A 21,210-nucleotide genomic window follows, 5' to 3' on the forward strand; every position below is an offset into this window, starting at 1 on the left:
TCAGTGTCCTCCCTCGTCGGTGAACGGCCAGTCGACCAGCCAGGCTCTCGGGTTGTCCGGGTTGTGGATGATCCAGTCGGTGTCGCGGAAGTGCGACGAGAGCGGCGAGCCCGTCACCGTCCCGTCGAACGGCCCGCTGGACTCGAAGAGCCCCAGCGAGATCGGCCGCCCCAGCAGCGCCTCCCAGTCATTCTTCCATGCCGCCAGTTCGGGGAAGGATTCCATCAGGCTCTGCTTGTCCATGTAGCCATGACCGCCCATGAAGTCCCCCGGGTAGCGGTCGGGGGCCCAGTGCGAGCGGGCCACCCGTACCATCGCGGTGCTGGAGAGGTCCATGTCGTAGTCACTCGGCTCGGTCTCCAACCCCAGCCGGTACATCGAGTCGAACGGGCGGCGCAGCGGGCGGTTCGGGTCGTCGCCGAACCATTCCCGCAGCCTGCGCGCCGCTTCCGGATTGCTGTCCGGGATGTCCTCCGGTGCCGGGAAGGTCTTGTGCATCCCGGCGAACATCCCGGCACCGGTTCCCTTGAGCCGGATGTCGACGTCGGACGGCCCGATCCCGTGGCGTCCGAGCGCGTCGAGCAGTTCGCCCGCGTACCGGTGGTACTGCTCCGGCGTCATTCCCAGCGGGGACTGCCGGGTGACGAGCCACTTGAGCTGCACGGGGGCGATGCCGAGGAAGTCGAGGTCCCGCTTGGCGATGCGGTAGCCGGAGTCGTCCGCGGGCCACCATGGGGGGTGGGGTTCCCTCCCGTCGAGCACCCGGTCGATGCGGCGGCTCACGGGGTCGTTGAGATCGAGGTCTCCGGCCATCACGGGAGTCGGCCGCAGCTCCTTGACGGCGGGGCCCGGGAACACGGCCGGCGGATCGGCCTTCTCCGTGGGCCTGCCTGCGGTGATGTGGTCCAGCGTCACCAGCCGGTCGCCGGGGAGTGAGACGAACTCGCGCTGCTTGAAGAAGCCCATGCCCGTCAGGGGCATGGAGATGATGTCCTGCGCGGGTTTCCTGTCGACCAGCAGAACGCCGCGGCCGTCGAGGGAGTCCAGCCAGTCCATGACCACCTGCCGGTCGGCGGACCAGCTCGCCAGCGGCCGGCTCCGCAGCTCGACCATGTCCCCGGGGCGCAGCGCGTCCCACGCCGAATACCCGCCCTCCGGCCAGGCCATCCCCCTGTACGCGATCACCTCGTCGATGCCGCGCCTGGCCAGCTCCTCCTGCGTGATCTCGTACTGCGCGCGCACGAACTCCCGCAGCGTGTTGCGGTTGTACAGCAACTCCATGTCGACCGCGCTGCGGGTCTTGCCGTCCATCGGCCAGGAGATGGCCTGGGTGAGGCCGAATTCCTCCTGGACGACCTCCTGCAGGGCCAGGACCCGGGCGTTGCTGTTGGCGTTGCGGTGTGCCCAGGCCCCGAGGAGCTCGCTCACCGCGATCCGCCGTACCAGGGACTCGGCGTCCGGGGTGTCCATCCGTATCACTTTGTCGGGCGCGTGGCTGGGGTCGGCGGTGTCGAGCTCGCGAACGTGGCGGACCTGCGCGCCTATGGACGGGAAACGCTCGTTGAACGGGACCAGCACGTAGTCGCCGTCGCCCAGGCGGTTGATCATGTCCGAGCCGACGTGCAGGCCGACCGCGGCCAGGACCAGCTCGGGCGTCGACGACCGCATTCTTCCCGCGAGGGCGTCGATGGTGTGCGTCTTGGCGTCACTGGTGTCGGTGAACCGGCCGTCGCCGGTCAGCAGCGCCTCCGCGGCCTGGCGGGCGTGCGCGCGCTCGGGAGAGCCGGGCGGCGGAGGCGGCGGATAGTGGACGGGCGGCTGGGTGTCGGGCATGGTGACCTCGTGGCCGGCCGCCCTGGGCAACAGCCGCCCGGTCCCCCGCGCGTGCTCGGCGACGTGCTCGAAGCGCTGAATCACCGCCTCGTACATGGAGAGCCGGTTCATCCGCGCGAACAGCGGGCGCAGGCCGTCCAGCTGACGCCTGATGATCGCGATGTCACCCGGCGGGATCGGATTGTCGACCCACCTGAACACGCGCGGCTCCGTCTCGCGGAAGAACGTCTGGACGAACGGGTTCGCCGCGTCGGGGAGCTGCAGATGGGACGCGGCTCCGTCGCCCGTCCCGATGAGGCCGCCGTTCGGGCCGAGCGTCAGATCCGCCGGCGTGAAACCGTGCTTGGCGGTCACCGCGTGGTACAGGCCGAGGAACACCCCGTCGCGGGTGGCCGCCCAGCCCTGTCCGGTCAGGTCGCGGTGCCGCGCGGACGCCGGCTCGCCGGGCATGTGATCGGTGTAGACGTCCCGGCGGCCGAGTGCGTACGACAGCGGCGTCCGGGCCCCGACCGCGCGGCCGACGTGTGAGTCGAGCACCTTGACCAGGGCGTCCCCGGCGTTGGCGTACCTCTCGTAGACCGTCCGGGTGCCGTCGTCGAACGTGACGAGCTCCCGGTTCAGCACGCTGTCGCCGTGCGGGAGAGGTTCCCTGCCCGTCACCCGGGCGCCTGTTACGGGGTGCGCGGGCAGCGCCAGGGCCGGGGCGTCGCCGAACCCGTATTTGGCCGCCGCCGGATACGAGGGTTCGCGCTCCGCCGCAGGAGGCGCCTGCTCCAGCGCCGCTCGCAGGCGCGGCCAGCTGGCGGCGAAGTCCGGGTGAAGGTCGAGTTCGGTGACCCTGTCGACCGGGATCCACGCTGTCGCCAGGGACTCGTCCCCGTTCACGTGGACCGGTGCCCGCCGCGGGACAGAGACGATCACCGTGTCGAACGCCCAGCCGCCGTGATCGTTCCTGAGGACCTGCTCGACGTGGAGCCCGTCGGGCGAAAGGTCGGTCTCCTCGACGGTCTCGCGGATGGCCGCCTCGGGCGCCGCCTCGTGGCTGTCACGCGCCCCGCCCGGCAGGGACCAGGTCCCCCCGAAGTGGGTGGCCAGGCCCCGCTGGTGCATGAGCACGTGCACGCCGTCAGGGCCACGGTGGACGGCCAGCAGGCCGGCCCCGCCGAACCGGCCCCAGTGGGCGTGCCCCTGCGCGCAGTTCACCCAGCCGTCGCCCGACATCGGTGGCAGGTCCGGTGCCGGCGTTCCGGTGGCGGCGCCGCGTTCCAGACCGCGTACGGCGGCGACCAGGGACTCGGCCGCACCCTTCCACGTGGAGTTCGACTCGCGCAGGACCTCCTGGAGCTGACGGGCCTTCTCCTGCGCCCTGGGCACGTCCTGCAGGATCTCCTTCAGGTGCGCGACCCAGCGCTCGATCGGCACCCGGTCCTCGAATCCCTGCTCGACCAGGCTGGACCGGGTCAGGTCCGGCGGGAAGCGGCCGGAATCGCCGAGCAGGGTGCCGACGCCGCTCGACCGGGGCACCAGAATGGGCACCGCCGCGCCGGCCGCCTCCAGACCGACCAGCCCGAACCCCTCGCCGCGCGACGGCATGATCACGACGTCGGCCCGCCGCATGTCGGCCAGCATCTCCTCGCGGTCCAGAGTGAAGGGCTTGACCTCGACCTCCCTGCCCGCCACGTTCGACAGCCGCTCCTTGGCCTCCAGCACGGTCTCCGGCGCCGCGCCCCGGATGACCAGCCGGACGTCGAGATCCTTCTGCAGCTCCCTGATCATGAGCGCCGCCTCGTGCCCGCCCTTCTGCGCGGCGTCGGCGCGGCCGATGAGGAGCACGGTACGGGTCCGTTCCCCAAAGAACGGCCGCTGCCGCGGCGCCTCGAACGGCACGCCGGGCAGCAGCTCGTGCACGGGGGGCTCGCGATCGCCGGGATTCGTGTCCGCCAGCCGCCGCGCCTCGCTCGCCAGCACCGGCCCGACGCCTACCAGCATGTCGGCCTCGGACACGATCGCCCGTTCGATGCCCTCGAAGTCGCGGCCCAGCGCCTCCATGTCGGCGATGCGACCCAGCGCGCCGGTCACCATGTGCAGGACGTGCACCAGCGGAGTGTCCGGGTAGAGCTGGTCACGGGCCCGCATGGCTGCCGGGCCGGAGTAGCGGCTGTGCCCGATGACGACGTCCACGTCGGGCGGCAGCTCCTCGCCGTCGAAGTCGAGCTGGTCCATCTCGCTGCGAGCCGGATCGTAGCTCCGGGGGCCGATCACGTGCAGCCGCTCGCCGCCCACGCCGTCCGGCACCTCGTGCCCCACACGGACGTACACGTCATGTCCGACCTCCGCCAGCGCCTCGACCAGCTTCCGGTTGACGGCGATGATGCCGCCCTTGTGGGGATCCCATTCGGTGCAGAACGCGAGAACGCGCAGCCCGGCCCGGTCGAGCTCGTGCTGCTGGGTGAGCCGGTTCCACTCCTCGGCCAGCTGCCGGCGCAGCGGCTCCCGCTCGTCCGGCGCCGCCTCGGCCAGCCGGCGGCGGTGCTCCTGCCAGAGCTGCTCGCGCTGCTGGACCTGCTCGTCGCGCAGGACGTCGTCGGCCCGGGAGGTGTACCGCTCCCGGAGCCGCTCGGCCCGCCCCCGCGGGTCGAGGTCGAGCCCGTGCCCGGCGGCCAGGTCTGCGATGCCGGGCAGTTGGGCCCGCAGTTCCTCCGGCAGCCGGGCGTCGAGGTAGGCGTACGTGTCCCGGAACCAGCGGGCCTGCTCCTCGCTGAACGGGCGGGTCCGGGTTTCCTGGAGGATCTCGTGAGCCTTGGCCGGATGCCGCCAGTTTCCCGTCTCGTCGAGGGAGTTGGCGTACACGACCTGGCCGCCCCACCGGTGGATGGTGATCGCGTCCAGGTACCGCGTCCGGTCGATGGCCCGCATGGTGTCGGGGATGCCGCCGTAGCCCGTGTCGTGAATGTCCTGGGCGACGAGGCGGCCGTATCCGTTCTCCTCGCGCATCCGCTGGTAGCGGTTGAGCACGGACAGGCGGCTGATCGGCGCCGGGACCGCCATGACGTGCGCCTCGGCGCGGTAGCCGAGCGCGTGGAACTGCGCGGCCTCGGCCTCGACGCCCTCGCTGCTGTTCATCGCGCCTTCGCGGATGAGGTTGACCCGCAGGTCGGCGGCCAGGGCGATGACCTTCTTCATCCACGTGTACGCGTCCCCGCCGACCTGCTTGGCGGCGATGCGGTCGTTCTCGGCCATCAGCTCGGCGTACTTCGGGTGGAACCGGAGCAGCCCGCCGAAGTCGGCGATGAGGGCGCGGTCGGCGCCCATGCCGTCCATGGCCGCCTGCTGCGCCGTGGTCTTGCCCGACGCGGCCTGGCCACCGATGAACACGATCCGCGGGTGTTCCGGGCGTTTCACGCCTGCCATCAGGGCGGGGATGATGTCGCGCCGGAAGATGAGGTCGTTGTCCTCCTCGGTCAGCTTCCACTGATCCGGGCCGCTGGCCTGGTAGCGGTACGGCCGCCGGCCGCCGGGGTCCTCGAGCGGGCCTTGCGGCGTTGCCGGGCTTGGTTCCCGGCTTTGAGGGGCTGCGGTGCCTTCGGGCGCGCGGGGCGTCCCGGCGTCGTCGGTCGCGGTCGGAGAGAGGTCCCTGCCGCTCAAGAGGTCGTGGAGGCTCGGCCCGCCTGACGCCGGCCCGCCTGACACCTGCTCGGCGACGCTCAGCTGCGGCGGCTGGGAGGGGGCCGGCCCAGTGGGGGGCCCAGTGGGAGGCGCGGTGGGGGGCGCGGTGGGGGGCGTGGTGAGGGGCGCGCCGTTGGCCGGCGTCTGCGCCTGCGCGGTGGCCTGCTCGGGCTTTGCCGGCGGCTCCGCCTGAACGTCCGCCCGCGTGCCGTCCGCAGGCCGCGCCACCTCGGGGTGCTCGGCCACCTGAGGGCCGTCGCTCACACCGCGCTGGTCGGCCGTCTCGGGGTGGTGGCTCCCACCGCGCTGGTCGGTCGTCTCGGGGTGGTGGCTCACACCGCGCTGGTCGGCCGTCTGAGGGGGGCCGCTGACATCACGGTGACCGGCGGTGTCGACGGCCGCTGCGGCCCGCGGGCGGTCCGGTTGTCTCGCCGGCTGTTGCGGCTGCTCCGGCCGGTCGGGCGTCCTTGTGGCGCCGCCCGGTTCGCTCCTGTGCGACGGAGGCCCCGTCTCAGGCAGGCCCCGCACCTCCGCGCGCCCCGGCATAGGGGCGTCCGTGGTCGTGGCCTGCCCACCCCCGGCGGCCGGGCTCGGGGGCGTCGCGCCATGAGCTGCGGCCGTGCGTGCCGCGTCCGCGGCCAGCGCGGCCGTGGTGGCCGTGTCGAGTGCCCGGCGCGGGTTGCTGATCGCGCTCATGACGTCCACGCTGAAGGGGCTGATCGTGTTCGTCCGCCCCACGCCCGCCAACGCGCTGCCCAGCAACGACTGCACGGTCGGCAGCTCGACCTTGCCGTACACGATGGCGTTGGAAATCATGCCGGCAGGCGCCGAGATCACCGCGTTCGTGAGACCGGTCTGCGCCGCCCTGCCCGGAAAGCGCATGATCGCGTTGAGCACGCCGGGGGCGTCACCCGCGGCCTCGTTGAGCGCCCTGATCCCGGGCATCCGTCCGACGAGTCCTGCCATGGGCCCGGTGACCTTCGACGCGAGCACCGCGCCCGTGGCGTCGCCCAGGATCGTGGCGGCGGTCTTCTGCCCGTCCCATCGGGTACGGGTGCCCCGGTCCATCTGCTCCTTCTGGGCGACATAGTCCGTCAGGAAGCCCTCACCGATCTCCTCGGGGAGCTCCCTGAGGATGTGACTGGCCGCCGCCCTGGCCAGCAGCCCCTTACCGGCCTGCCGTCCCGCCAGCGCGGCGAGTTTCGGCGCCCCCTTGACGGCGACCTGACCGGCGTACCTGGCCCTCGCCACGCGTTCGAGCCAGGTGAACACCTTGTCCATGAACGCCCGTAACCGCACGGCGAACTTGCCGATTATCCCCGACAACGCACCCGCGCTGGCCGCGGCCGCGAACGCGGAGATGGCGATGGACGAAACGGTGAGCCAGAACCCGGCGTTGATCAGCAGCTTGGCGTACTGGGTCTCCCGTGCGAAGGTGTCGTGCTGGAGCGCGTACGCGTGCGCCAGCTCGGCCAGGGCCGGGATCCCCTTGCCCTCGTCGAGGAGTTCGTCGGCCCGTCGGTAGAACTCGTCGGCCGCAGGTCCCAGGTAGCCGCGCTTGATCAGATCACGCGCCGTGCCCCCGGCCGCGGCGAACTCCATCGCCGCCCGGCTCCAGTCCTCGAAGGCGACCGCCAGCTGCGCCTCGTAGGACTCCTTGCACTCCGGCCACATGTCCCCCGACGACAGCAGCGAGATCAGCGCGTTGCACCACGCCGGCAGGCTGGTCCCCCACGCGGGGGTGACGTCGGTGGCGTACCCGGCACTGCCGATCGTGTTGTCCTGACCGGCCAACGGGCTGGTGACGGGTGTGCTGACGTTCCTGGTCACGGATATCCTTCCCGCCGCGTGATCAGGCCTGCTTCTCGCGCCCTTCCAACCCGCGGGTGGTGCCCAGGTCGGCGGCGGCGCTCTCCGAGTTGCGGATGTTCTCTGTCACGGCCGTCCCCGCCGACACCGCGAACTCCGCCAGATCAGCCCCCGTCCGGAGCAGCACGTTGGGGCCGTCGTCGGCCATGTACGCCCGCTCGAACTCCCGGCCCGCCGAATCGTGCCCCCATGGCGCCGCCGCGTGCAGGCTCTCGATCCTGGCCGCGGCCTCGGCCAGCTTGTCCCGGGCCGCGACCGCCGCGTCCGTCCAGCGCGCCACCCCGCCCACGACCACCTGCCGGTGGATCTCCAGCCGCTCGCCCACTGCTCTCGCCCCCTACACATAAGGCCCACGTGTACGGGCCATGCACTGCGCATGAACGCTAGTTCGCATGGAAGGCAGAAAGACGCCACTTCACCAATAATCGAAATGACCGAACCGCGCTCACTCGGACGCTGGTAGAAGAAGCTGCAGCAGGGCGCGCGACAGGCCCCGGCCCCCGCCCGCCTGCGCTGACCGCGCCGGGGGCCGTCAGAAGGCGAAGCCGCCCGGGCGGGCGTTGCGGTCGGCGATCAGCCCGGCCAGGGTGGCGACGGCGATCTCGGGCGGGGTGCGCGAGCCGATGTTGAGCCCGATGGGCCGGTGCACCCGGGCGATCTCCTCCGGCGGCACGCCGAGGCCGGCCAGCGCCCGTACGTGCGGCGCGGTGTGGCGGGCGCTGCCCATGATGCCGACCCACCGGACGGGGAACTTGAGCACGTCGCGCAGGACCGGCCCGATCTCCTCGCGGTGATGGTCGGTGAGCACCACGTCGGCCGTGGCGTCGAGCCAGGCGCCGGGTCCGGTCACCGCCGTGAAGCCTTCGAGGCGGCGCTCAGGATCGGGCTCGAAGAGGATCGGCCGGAAGCCGAGCTCGGCGCCGAACCTCAGCAGGCACTCGGCCACCGGGGAGGCGAAGACGGCGACCAGCGTCCGCCCGGCCGGCTCGGCGGGAGCCTCGCTGTGGGCCACCGCGCACGCCGGGTCCTCTGCGTCATGGGTGTGGGCCATATTCGCAGTCTGACATGAACAGGAGGCCATCCTCGGCCGCGTGCGTCCATGAACATCGCGCCGATAGGCTTCGGCGATGGACGCCGACCCCAGGATCGACCGTACGAAGCCGCATTCCGCCCGGGTCTGGAACTACCTGCTCGGCGGGCAGGACAACTACGACGTGGACCGCGAGGCCGGGGACACCCTGCTGCGCGTGTTCCCCGATTTCGCGCAGGTGGCCACGCTCCAGCGGGAGTTCCTCCGGCGGGCGGTGACCTACCTCGTCACCGAGGCGGGCATCCGGCAGTTCCTCGACATCGGCTCGGGCCTGCCCACCGCCGACAACACGCACGAGGTGGCGCAGCGCCTCGCCCCCGAGTCCCGCGTCGTCTACGTCGACAACGATCCCCTCGTGCTCGTGCACGCTCGCGCCCTGCTCGCCGGGACCCCGCAGGGCAGGACCGCCTACGTCGAGGCCGACGTGCGCGACCCCGGCACCATCCTCGCCGCGGCGGCCGAGACCCTGGACTTCTCCCGCCCGATCGGCCTGATGATGCTCAGCATCGCCGGCCAGATCCCCGACGACGACCTGGCCGCCAACCTCGTCCGCCGGTACGTCGCCGCGCTGCCGCCCGGCAGCCACCTGGCGCTGTCCGACGGCGCCGACGTCAACCCCTCGCTGGTGGCGGCGGTGAGCTCCTACAACGAGCGGGCCGCCTTCCCCTACACGCTGCGCAGCCCCGAGCGGCTCGCCGTCCACTTCGAGGGGCTCGAACTCGTGGACCCGGGCGTGGTCTCCACGCCGCTCTGGCGGCCCCCGGCGGGAGCGCCGCCCCAGCCGGCGGTGATCAACGCGGTCTGCGGCGTGGGCCGCAAGCCCTGACCTGGGGGCGGTCCGGCGGGGCCGCGCCGGACCGCCGCGCGGGTCAGGTGAGCTGGATGTAGTCGAGTTCGGCGTATCCGGTGCCGCCCGCGAAGTACGGCGAGCCCTTGGCCAGGCGGATCACGTTGTACCCGGCCCGGAGCGTGACGGTGGTGCTGACGGTGGCGCCGAACTCGCCCCACGCCGGCGTGGGCGGGTAGCTGACCGTGGTCCAGGCGCCGCCGTTGTAGGCCAGGCCCTGGGTGGCGGTGGCGCCGGTGCCGTTGGCGTAGCCGATGGTCATCGTGTACGAGCGCGCCGCGGGCACGTTCACCACGAAGTCGACGTAGCTGTCGGTACGCGGCGTGCCCGAGTTGTCGATCCGGCCCACGTAGCCGCCGCCCGACGCGCTCGAGGCGCTGAGCCGCTGGGCGCGGAAGACGGAGGCGTTCTCGGCCTCGTACCGCTGCTGGTAGGCGGGCCCCCCGCTGACCGGCTCGACGACGAGCTGGTAGGCGCTGGTGGCCACCATGTTCGGCACGGAGACGCTGAGCTGGCCGCCGCTGACCGTCCGGGTCGTCGTGGAGATCGTGGTGGGGGCGGTGACCGCGGTGAAGCGGCCGCTGGACGGGGTGGAGGTCAGCGTGACGCGGACGCTGGAGCCGAGCGCGCCGAGGCCGGTGAGGTTGACGGTGTTGGTGCCGGCCTCGTTGCCGAACACCACGTTGACGATCTTGCGGGTGCCGTCGTAGGCGGCGAACCCGTCCAGGCCGGTCGTCGTGGTGGTCGTGGTCGTGACCATGTTCCCGGCCATGTCGCCGTACCACTTGTACAGCCACCACGTGCCGGTGGGCTGGTTGTTGTTGACGACCAGGCCGTTCATGGTGCCGTACTCGTACCAGAAGGCGCGGTGCGCGGACTCCACGCCGCCCCGCTCCAGCTTGGCGACGTAACTGGCGATCCGGCCGGGCACGTCGACCTCGCCGGTGGCGGCGTACTCGTTGATGGAGATGCGGCGCGGGCTGATGCCGAGCGAGGACTCCAGGTTGCGGTAGTCGGCGATGTCGGAGGCGATCCTGGTGGGGTTCTGCAGCTCGTGCCAGCAGATGATGTCCGGCAGGGTGCCGGTGTTCTTGGCGTTGGTGAGGAACGACTGCATCCAGGAGCGGTTGTAGGTGGCGGTGCTGGGGCCGACGATCGGCGTGAGCGTGTCGAGCGCGCGCACCGCCCGGTACGTACGCACCCAGGCGTCGTTGAAGTTGCCCGCCGCGGCGGTGTTCCAGGTGTAGTCGGGCTCGTTCCAGAGCTCCCAGCCGATGACGTTCGTGACCGTGGTGGCCGACAGCCGGGCGTTGACCATGGTGTTGACCTTGGCCAGCCAGTCGTCCCAGCTCACCCACTTGTAGGGGAAGTCGGGGTAGATGTCGGGCATCCGGATGAACTCGCCCGCGCCTACCCGGGTGGCCTGCGGGGCCACCAGCAGGGAGTCGCCGCCGGGCGGCTGGCCGTTGGGGCGCTGGCCGACGCCGGGCGCGGGCTGGGTCAGGGAGTTGACCTTGATCGGGAGGAGGGTGGAGTCGGCCGGCCGGGAGTTCTCGGCCAGGCCGTACAGGCCGCCGGAGGCGACGTGGGTGACCGGCCGGAACGGCCGCGCGACGTCGACGGTCAGCGTCGCGCCGGCGGCCGCGGCCGGGGGTGAGACGGTCACCAGGGCCGTGGCCGTGGTGACCAGGGCTAAGGCGAGCACTCGGAATCGGGACATCGTGTCACTCTCCTTCGATGGGCAACCAGACACGCATGCTCGACGGGCCGCGGCGGGCCCACGAGTGGTACGGACGCAGCGGCACGTCGAACCACTCGATGCCCGCCGCGGAGGCGGCCGGGGCGCCGGAATAGGCCCACGGCCGGTCGGGGGGCGCGGCCAGGCGGCCGCGGACCAGCACCTCGCCGGACTCGGCCCCACGGACGGATCGGGGCACGGCCCGGGGATCGATCGCCAGGGCGTCGAGCCCGCCGGGGTGCGGGAGGTCGTGGGACTCGGCGCACAGGACCTCCGGGCCGCGCTCGACGGCGACGCAGCCGCGTACGGCGTCGATGCGGGGGTCCGGCCAGGTGAAGCGGGGCTCCATCGGCAGTTCGAGCGTGATCACCTCGCCCGCCCGGAACGCCCGCCGCACCGTGGCCATGCCGGGCTCGACCGGCCGGGCCCGCCCGTCGTCGGCGAGCGTGGCCCCCGCGGCCCAGGCGGGCACCCGCAGCGCCAGCGTCCAGAGCCCGTCGGCCAGGATCCGGACGCGGACGGTTCCGCCGTCGGGGTAGGCGGTCTCGACCTCCACCGCGACCTCCCGCCCGTCCGGCAGCTCGGCGCGGACGGTCGAGGGGGCGTACTGGTGGAGCTGCAGGCCGTCGTCGTCGGCCGTGGCGAGGTAGCCCTGGAGGCCGGCCAGGGTGCGGGCGACGTTGGTGGGGCAGCAGGACACGTCGAACCAGGCGGCCCTGACGCCGGCCTCGGCGCGCGGGCTCACCTCGTCCGGGTCCGCCGGCCGGCCCGGGGCCCGCTGGTGGAGGGGGTTGGCGTAGAAGAACGCCCTGCCGTCGGGGCTCGGGGAGGCCGCGACGACGTTGTAGAGCGTGCGCTCGATCAGGTCGGTGTAGCGGACGTCGCCGGTGGCGAGGTGGAGCCGCCAGGAGACCATGATCGAGGCGACCCCGGCGCACGTCTCGCAGTACGCCCGGTCCGGCGGCAGCTCCCAGTCCTCGCCGAAGCCCTCGTCCTGGTGGCGGGAGCCCATGCCGCCCGTGATGTACGTGCGGCGCGCGACCGAGCGCTCCCATTGCCGCTCCACGGCCCGCAGCAGCTCGTCGTCCCCGCGCTCGACGGCGACGTCCACGGCGGCGGCGGTGAGGTAGAGCGCGCGGACCGCGTGGCCGCGCCACACGTCGGCCTCCCGGATCGGCAGGTCGTCCTGGAAGTAGGCGCGGCCCAGGGGGATGTCCCTGAGCGTGCCGTGCCCGCGGCGGTCGAGGAAGATCCGCGCCTGCTCGACGTAGCGCTCCTCCCCCAGCGCCCGGCCGAACTCGGCCAGGCCGACCTCGATCTCCGGATGCCCGCAGATCCCGGCCCGGCCGTCCGGGCCGAAGGTGCGGCACACGTGGTCGGCGGCGCGGCGCGCGACCCGTACGAGGTCGTCCTCGCCGTGCGTGCGCAGCCGGGCCACCGCGGCCTGCAGGAGATGGCCGGTGTTGTAGAGCTCGTGGCCCATCTCCAGGTCGCTGTAGCGCGGCGGCTGCGTGCCGTGCCCGAAGCAGGTGTTGAGGTAGCCGTCCGGGTCCTGGGCGCGGGCGATCCGCCCGGTGAGCCGCTTGATCGCCGCCTCCGCCGCCGGGTCGCCGGTACGGCCGCTCTCCCAGGCCAGGGCCTCCAGGAGCTTGTAGACCTCCGAGTCGGAGAACGACCAGCCGGGGCGGTCGGGCGCGGTCGTCCCGTCGGCGACCCGGTCGAAGTTGGCGAGCCAGCCGAGGCGCTCCATCCACGACTCGCAGTGGGCCAGCGTCGCCGTGGCGTTCACGGCCTGCCGGCTCCCCCAGAACCCTCCGGTGATGGAGACCTGCGCGAGCCCGAGGGGGCGTACCCGGCCCTGGGACGGCAGCACGGGGCTGGTCATGTGGCGAACCTTTCGACGAATTGCTTGATCAGTCCTTCACGGCGCCCGCGGTGACCCCGGCGGCGATGTAGCGCTGCGCGAGGACCAGCAGGAAGGCCGCGGGGACGGAGGCGATCACGGCGGTCGCCATGATCGAGTTCCACTGCGTGGTGTTGTTGCCGATGTAGCGGAAGATGCCGAGCGTGATCGGGATCACGTCGCTGTTGCGGTTGAGGGTCGAGGCGAAGATGAAGTCCGACCACGCCCACAGGAACGAGAAGAGCGAGACCGTGATCACCGAGTTGCGGCTCAGCGGCAGGATGATCGACCGGAACGTCCGCCAGGTGCTCGCCCCGTCGATCTGCGCCGCGGCCATGAGCTCGCCGGGGATGCTCGCCATGAACGCCCGGAAGAGCAGCACCCCGAACGGCACGGCCAGCGTCGAGTCGGCGACGATCAGGCCGGGGACGGTGTTGAGCATCCCGAGCCTGATGTAGATGGCGTAGAAGCCCATGGCCATGACGACGGCGGGGATCATCTGCGCGACGAGGAGCAGGAAGTCGATCCCGCGCGCGCCGCGCGGGCGCAGCTTGGCCAGCGAGTAGCCCGCGGGCAGGGCGACGAGCAGCGTGAGCGCGACGGTGCCGAGGCCGATGAACAGGCTCGTGGCCAGGGCCGGCAGCTGCTGGGCGAGCGCCGCCGCGTACCCCTCGAACGTGGGGTTCCAGGGGAACCAGTGGGGCGGGTCGGCCCGCATGTCGCCCGTCCGGGTGAGCGAGACGTTGAACATCCAGTAGACCGGGAAGAGCATCACCCCGACGAGGACGACACCTGCGGCGGTTTTCCAGGTCTTCATGCGCGCTCCTCCTTGCGCTGCAGGTGCACGTGCAGGAGCCCGGCGGTGAAGGCGATGAGGATGAGCAGGTTGCCGACGGCCGCCGCCGGGGAGAAGTCGGGCTGGCCGGTGCCGAACGCCTCCCGGTACGACCAGATGGCCAGCGTCGTCGAGGCGTCCGCCGGCCCGCCCTTCGTCATGATCCAGATGATGTCGACGACCTTGAGCGTGTAGATCAGGCCGAGCAGCAGCGTGATCGCCGACACCGGGCGCAGCAGCGGGAAGGTGATGCGCCGGAAGCGCTGCCACCCGTTCGCCCCGTCCAGGCCGGCGGCCTCGTACAGGTCGGCGGGGATGTTCTGCAGCCCGGCGTACAGGATCACCAGGTTGAACGGGACGCCGAGCCAGATGTTGGCGATCGTGACGGCCAGCAGCGAGGTGTCGGGAGAGGTGAGCCAGTTGATCTGGCCGATCCCGAACGCCTCCAGTGCCGCGTTCACGATGCCGTTGTCGCTGTTGAGCATCCACGACCAGGTCGAGGCGGAGACGATCAGCGGCAGCAGCCACGGCACGAGAAACATCGCGCGCAGCACCGCCGACAGGCGGAAGTTGCGGTGGAAGAAGACCGCGAGGGCCAGGCCGAGCGCGTACTGCGCCGCGATGGACACCAGCGTGAACAGGGCCGTGTTGCGCAGCGCCCGCAGGAAGGTGTCGTCGGACAGGATGTCGCGGTAGTTGTCCAGCCCGGTGAACTCCGGGTCGCCGCGCACGAACGCCCGCGGCGTGTAGTCGTGCACGCTGAGGTCGATGTTGCGGTAGAGCGGATAGGCGTAGAAGAGGAGCAGGTAGATCACGAGCGGCGCGAGGAAGGCGTAGGCCGTCCACTGCCGCGAGCGCCGCCGGGGAGCCGCGTGCGTTGTCCTGCCCACCGTCACCGCCTCGCTGGCCTCGCTGCTGAGAGAGGTCATCGGATCAGCCGCCGGTGGCCTGCTTCGCCTGGGCCTGCGCCTCCTTGAGCGCGTCGGCGGGGGTGGCCGAGCCGCTCAGCGCCTTCTGCACCCCGGTCCACAGCGCCTCGGAGATCTTCGGGTACTTGGTGCCGAGGTTGTCGCTGGTGCGGCCCTTGGCCGACTTCACGGCGTCCACCCACGGCTTCAGGCCCGGCTCCTTGGCGAGGATGGCCTGCTGGCCCTCGGCGGTGGAGGGGATGTAGTACGCGAACGTCGTACCGGTCTCCACCAGGCCCTCGGGCGTCGTCATGCACTCGAGGATCTTCTTGGTGGCGGCGTAGCGCTTGGTGTCCTTCTGCACCGGGACCGTGATGAACTCGCCGCCCGTGGGCGTGGGCGCGGTGCCGCCGTCCTTGCCGGGGATCTGCACGATGCCGGTGGGGAAGCCCGCCTTCTTGGCGCTGTCGATCTGCCAGGTGCCGTTCTCGGCGAAAGCGAACTCCCCGGTCAGGAACTGCTCCCAGGTGGTGTTCTGGGAGTTGCTGATGACGGAGTTGGGTGCGATGCCGTCCTTGACCCACCTGGTCCACAGGTCGAGCGCCGCGACGGCCTGGGGCGAGTCGAGCTGGGTCAGCTGCGCGCCGGAGCCCCAGAACCACGGCAGGAACTGGAAGGAGCCCTCCTCCGTGCCGATGGCCGAGAACGTGATCGGCTTCTTGCCCGCGGCCTTGACCTTCTTCAGCGCCGCGTCGAGCGTGTCCCAGTCCTTGATCGAGCCGGGGTCGACGCCGGCCGCGTCGAGGATCTTCTTGTTGTAGTAGAGGGCGAGGGTGTTCGCGCCGATGGGGATGCCGTACGTCTTGCCGTCCAGCTCGCCGGCGGCGATGAGGTTCTTGTCGAACCGGGCCGTGTCCAGGCCGAAGTCGGCCATGGTGCCGGACCCGGGCACGTCGGACATCGTGGTGAGCATCCCGGCGTCCGCGAGCGTCGAGACGGCGGGATTGTCGAGGAGGATGACGTCCGGCGCGTTGCCCTCCTGGCCGGCGAGCAGCGCCTGGTTGGTCAGCGCGGTGGTGTCGTAGGCGGTGCGCTGGATGGTGACGCCGGCCTGCTTGCCGCAGGAGTCCACCCGCTTCGCCCAGGCGGAGGACGGGTCGTGCTGCGGGTACGGGTCCCACCAGGTGTACGCGCCGGAGCCGCCCGCGGAGGCGCCGGCGGTGGTGGTGCCGGCGGTTTGCGGGGCGGACGCGCAGGCGGACAGGGCCAGGACGGCGGTTCCGAGGACCGCCGCCTTCGCGGAAACCGACGTGCGGTTCATCGAGGCCTCCAATGATAGCGCTCACATCGGAGCGCGGCCGGAAGGTTGGGGGGTCGGGCCCGCGAACTAGCGGGCGGCAGGGGGTGCGGTCGGCGGCGCCGGCCGGGGGCGCGGTCGACGCGGTCTAGGGGGCGGTCGGCGGGGCGGTCAGGGCGGTCGGTGGGGCGGTGCTTCCGCGGGAGACCAGTTCGGGCGAGATGAAGCGCACGACGAACGGCTCGTCGCGGGCCGCCGGTGATTCGACGCGGCGCACGAGCTGGCGTACCGCCATGGCGCCGAGCCGGTCGGGCGCGCTCTCGATGAAGGAGTAGGGCAGGGAGAAGGTGGCGGCGAACTCGGCGGAGTAGCGGCCGATGACCGAGAGGTCCTCGGGCACCCGCAGGCCCCGCTGGTGGGCGACGGAGGGCAGGGCCGCGGTGGCGGCCTCGTTGTTGAGCAGCAGGCCGGTCGCCGACGGGTAGGCGTCGAGCAGGGCGTTGAGCAGGCGTCCGACCGCGGGCTGGCGGGACTCGCCGTACACGGCGTGCAGGGTGACGCCGAGCTGGCGGGCCCGTTCGAGTGCGGCGTCGCGCAGGCGCCACACGTACGCGCCGCCGCGCTCGACGACGTGCTCGGGCTGCGAGATCAGGATGAGCTCGCGGTGGCCGAGCCGGTGGAGGTGCTCCACCATGGCCCGGCCGGCCTCCTCGAAGTCGAGGTCGAACACGTCGAGCCCCGAGCAGTCGCCCGGCAGGCCGACCAGGGCGCCCGGCTGCGGCGCGGCCCGCAGGATGGGCAGTCTCGGGTCGTTCTGCGCGATGTTCATCAGGACGACGCCGTCGACCATGCGCGAGTCGGTGATGCGCCGCAGCGCCCGCACGCCGTCGGCCTCGGTGACCAGCAGCGTGTCGTAACCCAGGTCGCGGGCGGTGTTCGTGACGCCCAGGATGTACTGCATCATCGCGGGCGCGAACTCGTCTTCGTGGAACTGGGCGAGCAGACCGAGGACCTTGGTCTGGGAGGTGGCCAGCGCCCGGGCGCCCGCGTTCGGCGTGTAGTCGAGCGCCTCGGCGGCCGCCAGCACGCGACGGCGGACCTCCTCCGAGATGGGCCGCTTGCCCGACAGCGCGTAGGACGCGGTGCTGCGGCTCACCCCGGCCTCCCGGGCCACGTCTCCGATCGTCGCCACTCTCACCTCCTGTAGGTCATTGAACCGGTTCGACAGTTGCGTCGCGAAAACCCTCGGATCGCCGACCGGTCGGCGCTTTTTCTGGGGATCCGCAGGATCGATCGGCCCGCGGCCAGTCATGGTCGGGAGCGGGCTCCACCTGCGGGTCGCCGGAATCAGCGAACCGGTTCAACGATGTGGCTCGACTGTCGCGCCGCCGGTGAGCGACCGTCAAGAGTGAGAACGGTCGGCGATACCGAATCGTGACAAGCCGGAAACGCCCATTGACGCGCCGGACGCGGCTACGTAACCTACGCGAAACCCTCAGTTGCGCTCGCCGATCACCCTCCCTGAGACTTGTTAACGCTCACACCTCCCAGGGACATCGTCATGACCATCAAGGCCATGTGGGCCGGGCTGCTCCCGGCCGCCCTCGTCGCCGCCTTGACCACGGGCGTCGCGGACGCGCGGACCGTGGATCCGCCCTCTCCCGTGCTCCTCTACACGTTCGACTCCGACGACCTCGCCACCGGCTCCATCACCGACTCCTCCGGCAACGGCCTGAACGGCACGCTGGTCAACGGCTCCACCGCCGCGCTGGTCGACGGCGCCGGCGGTGGCCACGCGCTGAGCCTGCCCGGCGGCGCGCCCTCCTCCGACGGCGCCTACGTGCGCCTGCCGCTGGACGCGATCAAGGGCAGGACCGACCTGACGGTGTCGGCGCGGGTCAAGTGGGACGGCACCGCCGCCTCCTGGCAGTGGATCTACGCGCTCGGCAAGGACACCAACCGCTACCTGTTCAGCACGCCGTACAACGGGGACGGCGTGCTGCGCACCGCGGTCACCACCTCGGGCGGCGGCGGCGAGGCCAAGGTCACGGGGTATGCCCCGCTGCCGGCCGGCGCCTGGAAGACGCTGACGGTCACCCTCGACACCGCCGCCAAGCGCCTCACCACCTACCTCGACGGCGCCGCGGTGGCGTCGGCCCCCACCACCATCAGCGCCGCGCAGCTGATCGACGCCGCCACGACCTCCGCCGGGTTCATCGGGCGCTCGTTCTACCAGGACCCGCTCTTCGACGGCGCGATCGACGACTTCCGCGTCTACGCCGCCGCGCTGTCGGCGGAGCAGGTGGCGGGCGTCACCGGCGGCCAGACCCCCACGCCGACGGGCCTCGCCCAGAGCGCGTTCTCCGTCCGGACGACCATCGGCACCGCGCCCGCCCTGCCGGCCGCCGTCCGCGCCACTTTCAGCGACGGCTACGACCGCGAGCTGCCCATCACCTGGTCGCCCGTGGACCCCGAGGACTACGCCGCCGCCGGGACCTTCACCGTGACCGGCACGGCCGGCGGCAGGCCCGTCACGGCCGGGGTCACCGTGATCCGCGAGGGCCAGCTCGCCATCGACCTCGCCGCGGACACCGGCCCCTTCCACGGCGGCGCGTCCGGCACGCTCTACGGCCTATACGGGCAGGGGGTGCCGACCAACAACCTCATCGAGGGGATGCGCCTGCGCACCGTCTCGACCAAGGCGCAGGACGGCCCGCAGCACCCCGGGGCCGACGCCCTGGAGGTCGTCAAGCCGCTGGCCGACAGCACCGACGGCGACGTGTACATCTACATGACCGACATCCACCGCGGCTTCCCCTACCAGTGGCCCGGCGCCACGCCGCAGGAGAAGCTCGACCTGTACGAGCAGAAGATCGCCAAGCAGGTGGACCAGGTTCTCCAGCTCGACCCGAAATATCAGGACAACATTGTCTTCGTTCCGTTCAACGAGCCCGAGGGCAACATGTTCGGCACCGGCGAGTGGAGCTACAACCGGGTCAGCTGGCTCAGCGACCCGCGCGACTACTTCAAGGCGTGGGACGACGTCTACACCCTCATCAAAAGCAGGATGCCGGCCGCCCGGATCGCCGGCCCCAACACCAGCGTGCTCTACTCCCAGGTCAAGGGCTACCTGGAGCACGTCGTCGAGGCCGGCACCGTGCCCGACGTGATGACCTGGCACGAGCTCAGCCACCCCGAGCAGGTCAGGGCGAGCGTCAAGCGCTACCGCGAGATGGAGGCCGAGGTCTTCGCCGGCACCAAGTACGCCGGCAAGCGGCTGCCCATCAACGTCAACGAGTACGCCTTCAACTACCACACCTCGGTGCCGGGCCAGATGATCCAGTGGGTGTCGGCCATCGAGGAGTCGAAGGTCGACGCCGACATCGCGTACTGGAACATCGACGGCAACCTGTCCGACTCCGCCGTGCAGGCCAACCGCGGCAACGGCCAGTGGTGGCTCTTCAACGCCTACGGCAGCATGAGCGGCCACACCGTACGGGTCACGCCGCCGTACCCGGGGCAGAACTACACCCTGCAGGGCGTCGCCACGCTCGACCCCGGCAAGAAGCAGGCCCGCGCGATCTTCGGCGGCGCCGACAGCGCCGGGCACATCCGCTTCGAGAACGTCCCCGCCGGGGTCTTCGGCCGCGACGTGCACGCCTGGGTGCGGGAGATCCCGTGGACCGGCCAGGTCGGCGACTCGGCGCAGCCCGAGATCGTCGCCGAGCGTGACGTCGCCGTCAAGGACGGCACCGTGGTCTTCGACTTCGGCGCCGGTGACCTGCCGAGGCTCAAGGAGTCGTCGGCGTACGAGATCGTCCTCACCCCCGCCGGCTCGGGCACGGCGACGGCGCCCGCGCCCAAGCTGTGGGAGGGGTCGTACGAGGCCGAGGACGCGAAGTACACCGGCGGCGGCTACAGCCGCAACGGCCCCGAGGGCTCTCCGGCGGACGTGTCGAAGTTCTACACCTCCGGCCGCTACGACGTGGGCGGGCTGCGTACCGGCTCGGACGGCGTGCTCGACTTCACCGTCGAGGTCCCGCGGGCCGGCCGCTACGACCTCAGCGTGTTCGCCAACTCCCTGAACACCTTCGACCGGGTGCGCGAGCAGGGCCCGACCAACGTCTTCGTCCGCGTGGACGGGGGCGCCGAGCAGGAGCTGTTCCTGCCGCTGGGCTACAAGTGGGTGGTGTGGGACCACGCGGACACCACCGTGGAGCTCACGGCGGGCAAGCACGTGCTCTCCCTGGCCGCGCGCAGCCTCGACGGCGCCAGGGCCACCAAGGGCGACGCGATCGTCGACCGGATCCGCCTCTCGCTGCCCAACCCGGCGGCGGCGACCTCGATCTACGAGGCCGAACTGGCCGACCTGCGCGGCGCCCGCCCGTCCTACTCCGCGCACGGCGCCGCGCTCTCGGGCTCCGGCGTCGTCGCGGCCCGGCGCGAGGAGTCGGCCACCTTCTGGGTGTACTCCGCCCAGGACGCCCCGGCCACCCTGGACCTCAAGCTGCTCGGCGCCGGCAAGGCGTCGGTGACGGTCAACGGCGTACGGGTGCTGGAGCGCGCCCGGCGCGGCGACTCGACCGCGGCGGTGTCGCTGTCCGGCGGCGTCAACAAGGTCACGGTCACCGGCAGGTCCGGCACGTCGCTCATCGACCGGCTCGAGGTGCGGCCCACCGCCGGCGCGCTGCCGGCCACCGTGTACGAGGCGGAGTCCGCGCGGCTCGCCGGGACCGCGAAGGCGACGCCGCTCTCGCTGGCCGGCGGCGGGAGCGCGGTCACCGGGGTCGGCGGCACGCCCGGCAACGCCAACACGCTCACCTTCGACGTGCGGGCGGCGACCGCCGGAACGTACGCCATGCGGGTGCGCTACTCCAACCCGGAGCAGTCGGCCGCCACGCACTACAACCCGGACCCGCTGGCCAGGCACGCCGACATCGCGGTGAACGGCGCCGCCGCGCAGCGCGTCCTGTTCCCCCACACCTTCCACGAGAACAACTTCTGGGAGCTCACCGTCCCGGTGCGGTTGAAGAAGGGCGCCAACACGGTGCGCTTCTCCGCCGAGGAGCTGCCGAACTTCGACGGCACCACGTACGCGTCGGAGACCTTCCCCGGGGTGCTCCTGCGCGCGCAGTACGCCCCGGTGATCGACAAGATCACGGTCGCCCCGTACAGCGGCTGACCCCACCACCGGTGCCGCCCGCGCCCCCGGGTCTCCGGGGGC

11 protein-coding genes are annotated in these 21,210 nt (G+C 71.8%); 2 read left to right on the top strand and 9 right to left on the bottom strand.

What is annotated here, in order from left to right; genetic code table 11:
- From HD596_RS45785 to HD596_RS45795, 3 genes are all read right to left on the bottom strand, one after another.
- Positions 1 to 7,329 (bottom strand): zeta toxin family protein, encoded by a 7,329-nt coding sequence (locus HD596_RS45785; protein WP_313046357.1) that lies wholly within the window; start codon positions 7,327 to 7,329, stop codon positions 1 to 3.
- A 22-nt stretch (positions 7,330 to 7,351) separates the two neighbouring features.
- On the bottom strand, positions 7,352 to 7,693 hold the full coding sequence (locus HD596_RS45790; protein ID WP_185075596.1) for a hypothetical protein: 342 nt from the start codon (positions 7,691 to 7,693) through the stop codon (positions 7,352 to 7,354).
- A gap of 207 nt (positions 7,694 to 7,900) precedes the next feature.
- On the bottom strand, positions 7,901 to 8,419 hold the full coding sequence (locus HD596_RS45795; protein WP_185075597.1) for an XdhC family protein: 519 nt from the start codon (positions 8,417 to 8,419) through the stop codon (positions 7,901 to 7,903).
- Positions 8,420 to 8,495: 76 nt separating this feature from the next.
- On the opposite strand from HD596_RS45795, the gene HD596_RS45800 reads away from it, so the two are divergent.
- Positions 8,496 to 9,284, top strand: coding sequence for an SAM-dependent methyltransferase (locus HD596_RS45800; RefSeq protein ID WP_185075598.1), 789 nt, complete (start codon positions 8,496 to 8,498; stop codon positions 9,282 to 9,284).
- Positions 9,285 to 9,327: 43 nt separating this feature from the next.
- Here HD596_RS45800 and HD596_RS45805 read toward each other — a convergent pair whose 3' ends face one another.
- The 6 genes from HD596_RS45805 to HD596_RS45830 all read right to left on the bottom strand — a co-directional run bounded on the left by HD596_RS45805 (position 9,328) and on the right by HD596_RS45830 (position 17,178).
- On the bottom strand, positions 9,328 to 11,025 hold the full coding sequence (locus HD596_RS45805) for a CBM35 domain-containing protein (protein WP_185075599.1): 1,698 nt from the start codon (positions 11,023 to 11,025) through the stop codon (positions 9,328 to 9,330).
- Between the two features lie 4 nt (positions 11,026 to 11,029).
- A complete protein-coding gene (locus HD596_RS45810; protein WP_185075600.1) occupies positions 11,030 to 12,928 on the bottom strand; it encodes a glycoside hydrolase family 127 protein in 1,899 nt (632 codons plus the stop codon).
- A gap of 28 nt (positions 12,929 to 12,956) precedes the next feature.
- On the bottom strand, positions 12,957 to 13,763 hold the full coding sequence (locus tag HD596_RS45815) for a carbohydrate ABC transporter permease (protein ID WP_185075601.1): 807 nt from the start codon (positions 13,761 to 13,763) through the stop codon (positions 12,957 to 12,959).
- A complete protein-coding gene (locus HD596_RS45820) occupies positions 13,760 to 14,710 on the bottom strand; it encodes a carbohydrate ABC transporter permease (RefSeq protein WP_185075602.1) in 951 nt (316 codons plus the stop codon). Before HD596_RS45820 ends, HD596_RS45815 begins: the two co-directional genes overlap by 4 nt.
- A 4-nt stretch (positions 14,711 to 14,714) precedes the next feature.
- Entirely contained in the window at positions 14,715 to 16,010 is a 1,296-nt protein-coding gene (locus tag HD596_RS45825; protein WP_185075603.1) for a sugar ABC transporter substrate-binding protein, read from the bottom strand.
- Positions 16,011 to 16,134: 124 nt separating this feature from the next.
- Positions 16,135 to 17,178, bottom strand: a complete 1,044-nt coding sequence (locus tag HD596_RS45830; protein WP_185075604.1) for a LacI family DNA-binding transcriptional regulator — start codon at positions 17,176 to 17,178, stop codon at positions 16,135 to 16,137.
- A gap of 369 nt (positions 17,179 to 17,547) precedes the next feature.
- On the opposite strand from HD596_RS45830, the gene HD596_RS45835 reads away from it, so the two are divergent.
- Entirely contained in the window at positions 17,548 to 21,168 is a 3,621-nt protein-coding gene (locus HD596_RS45835) for a LamG-like jellyroll fold domain-containing protein (protein WP_221519884.1), read from the top strand.
- Positions 21,169 to 21,210: the final 42 nt, after the last annotated feature.

This window comes from Nonomuraea jabiensis (genome assembly GCF_014204795.1).
Lineage (GTDB): Bacteria > Actinomycetota > Actinomycetes > Streptosporangiales > Streptosporangiaceae > Nonomuraea > Nonomuraea jabiensis.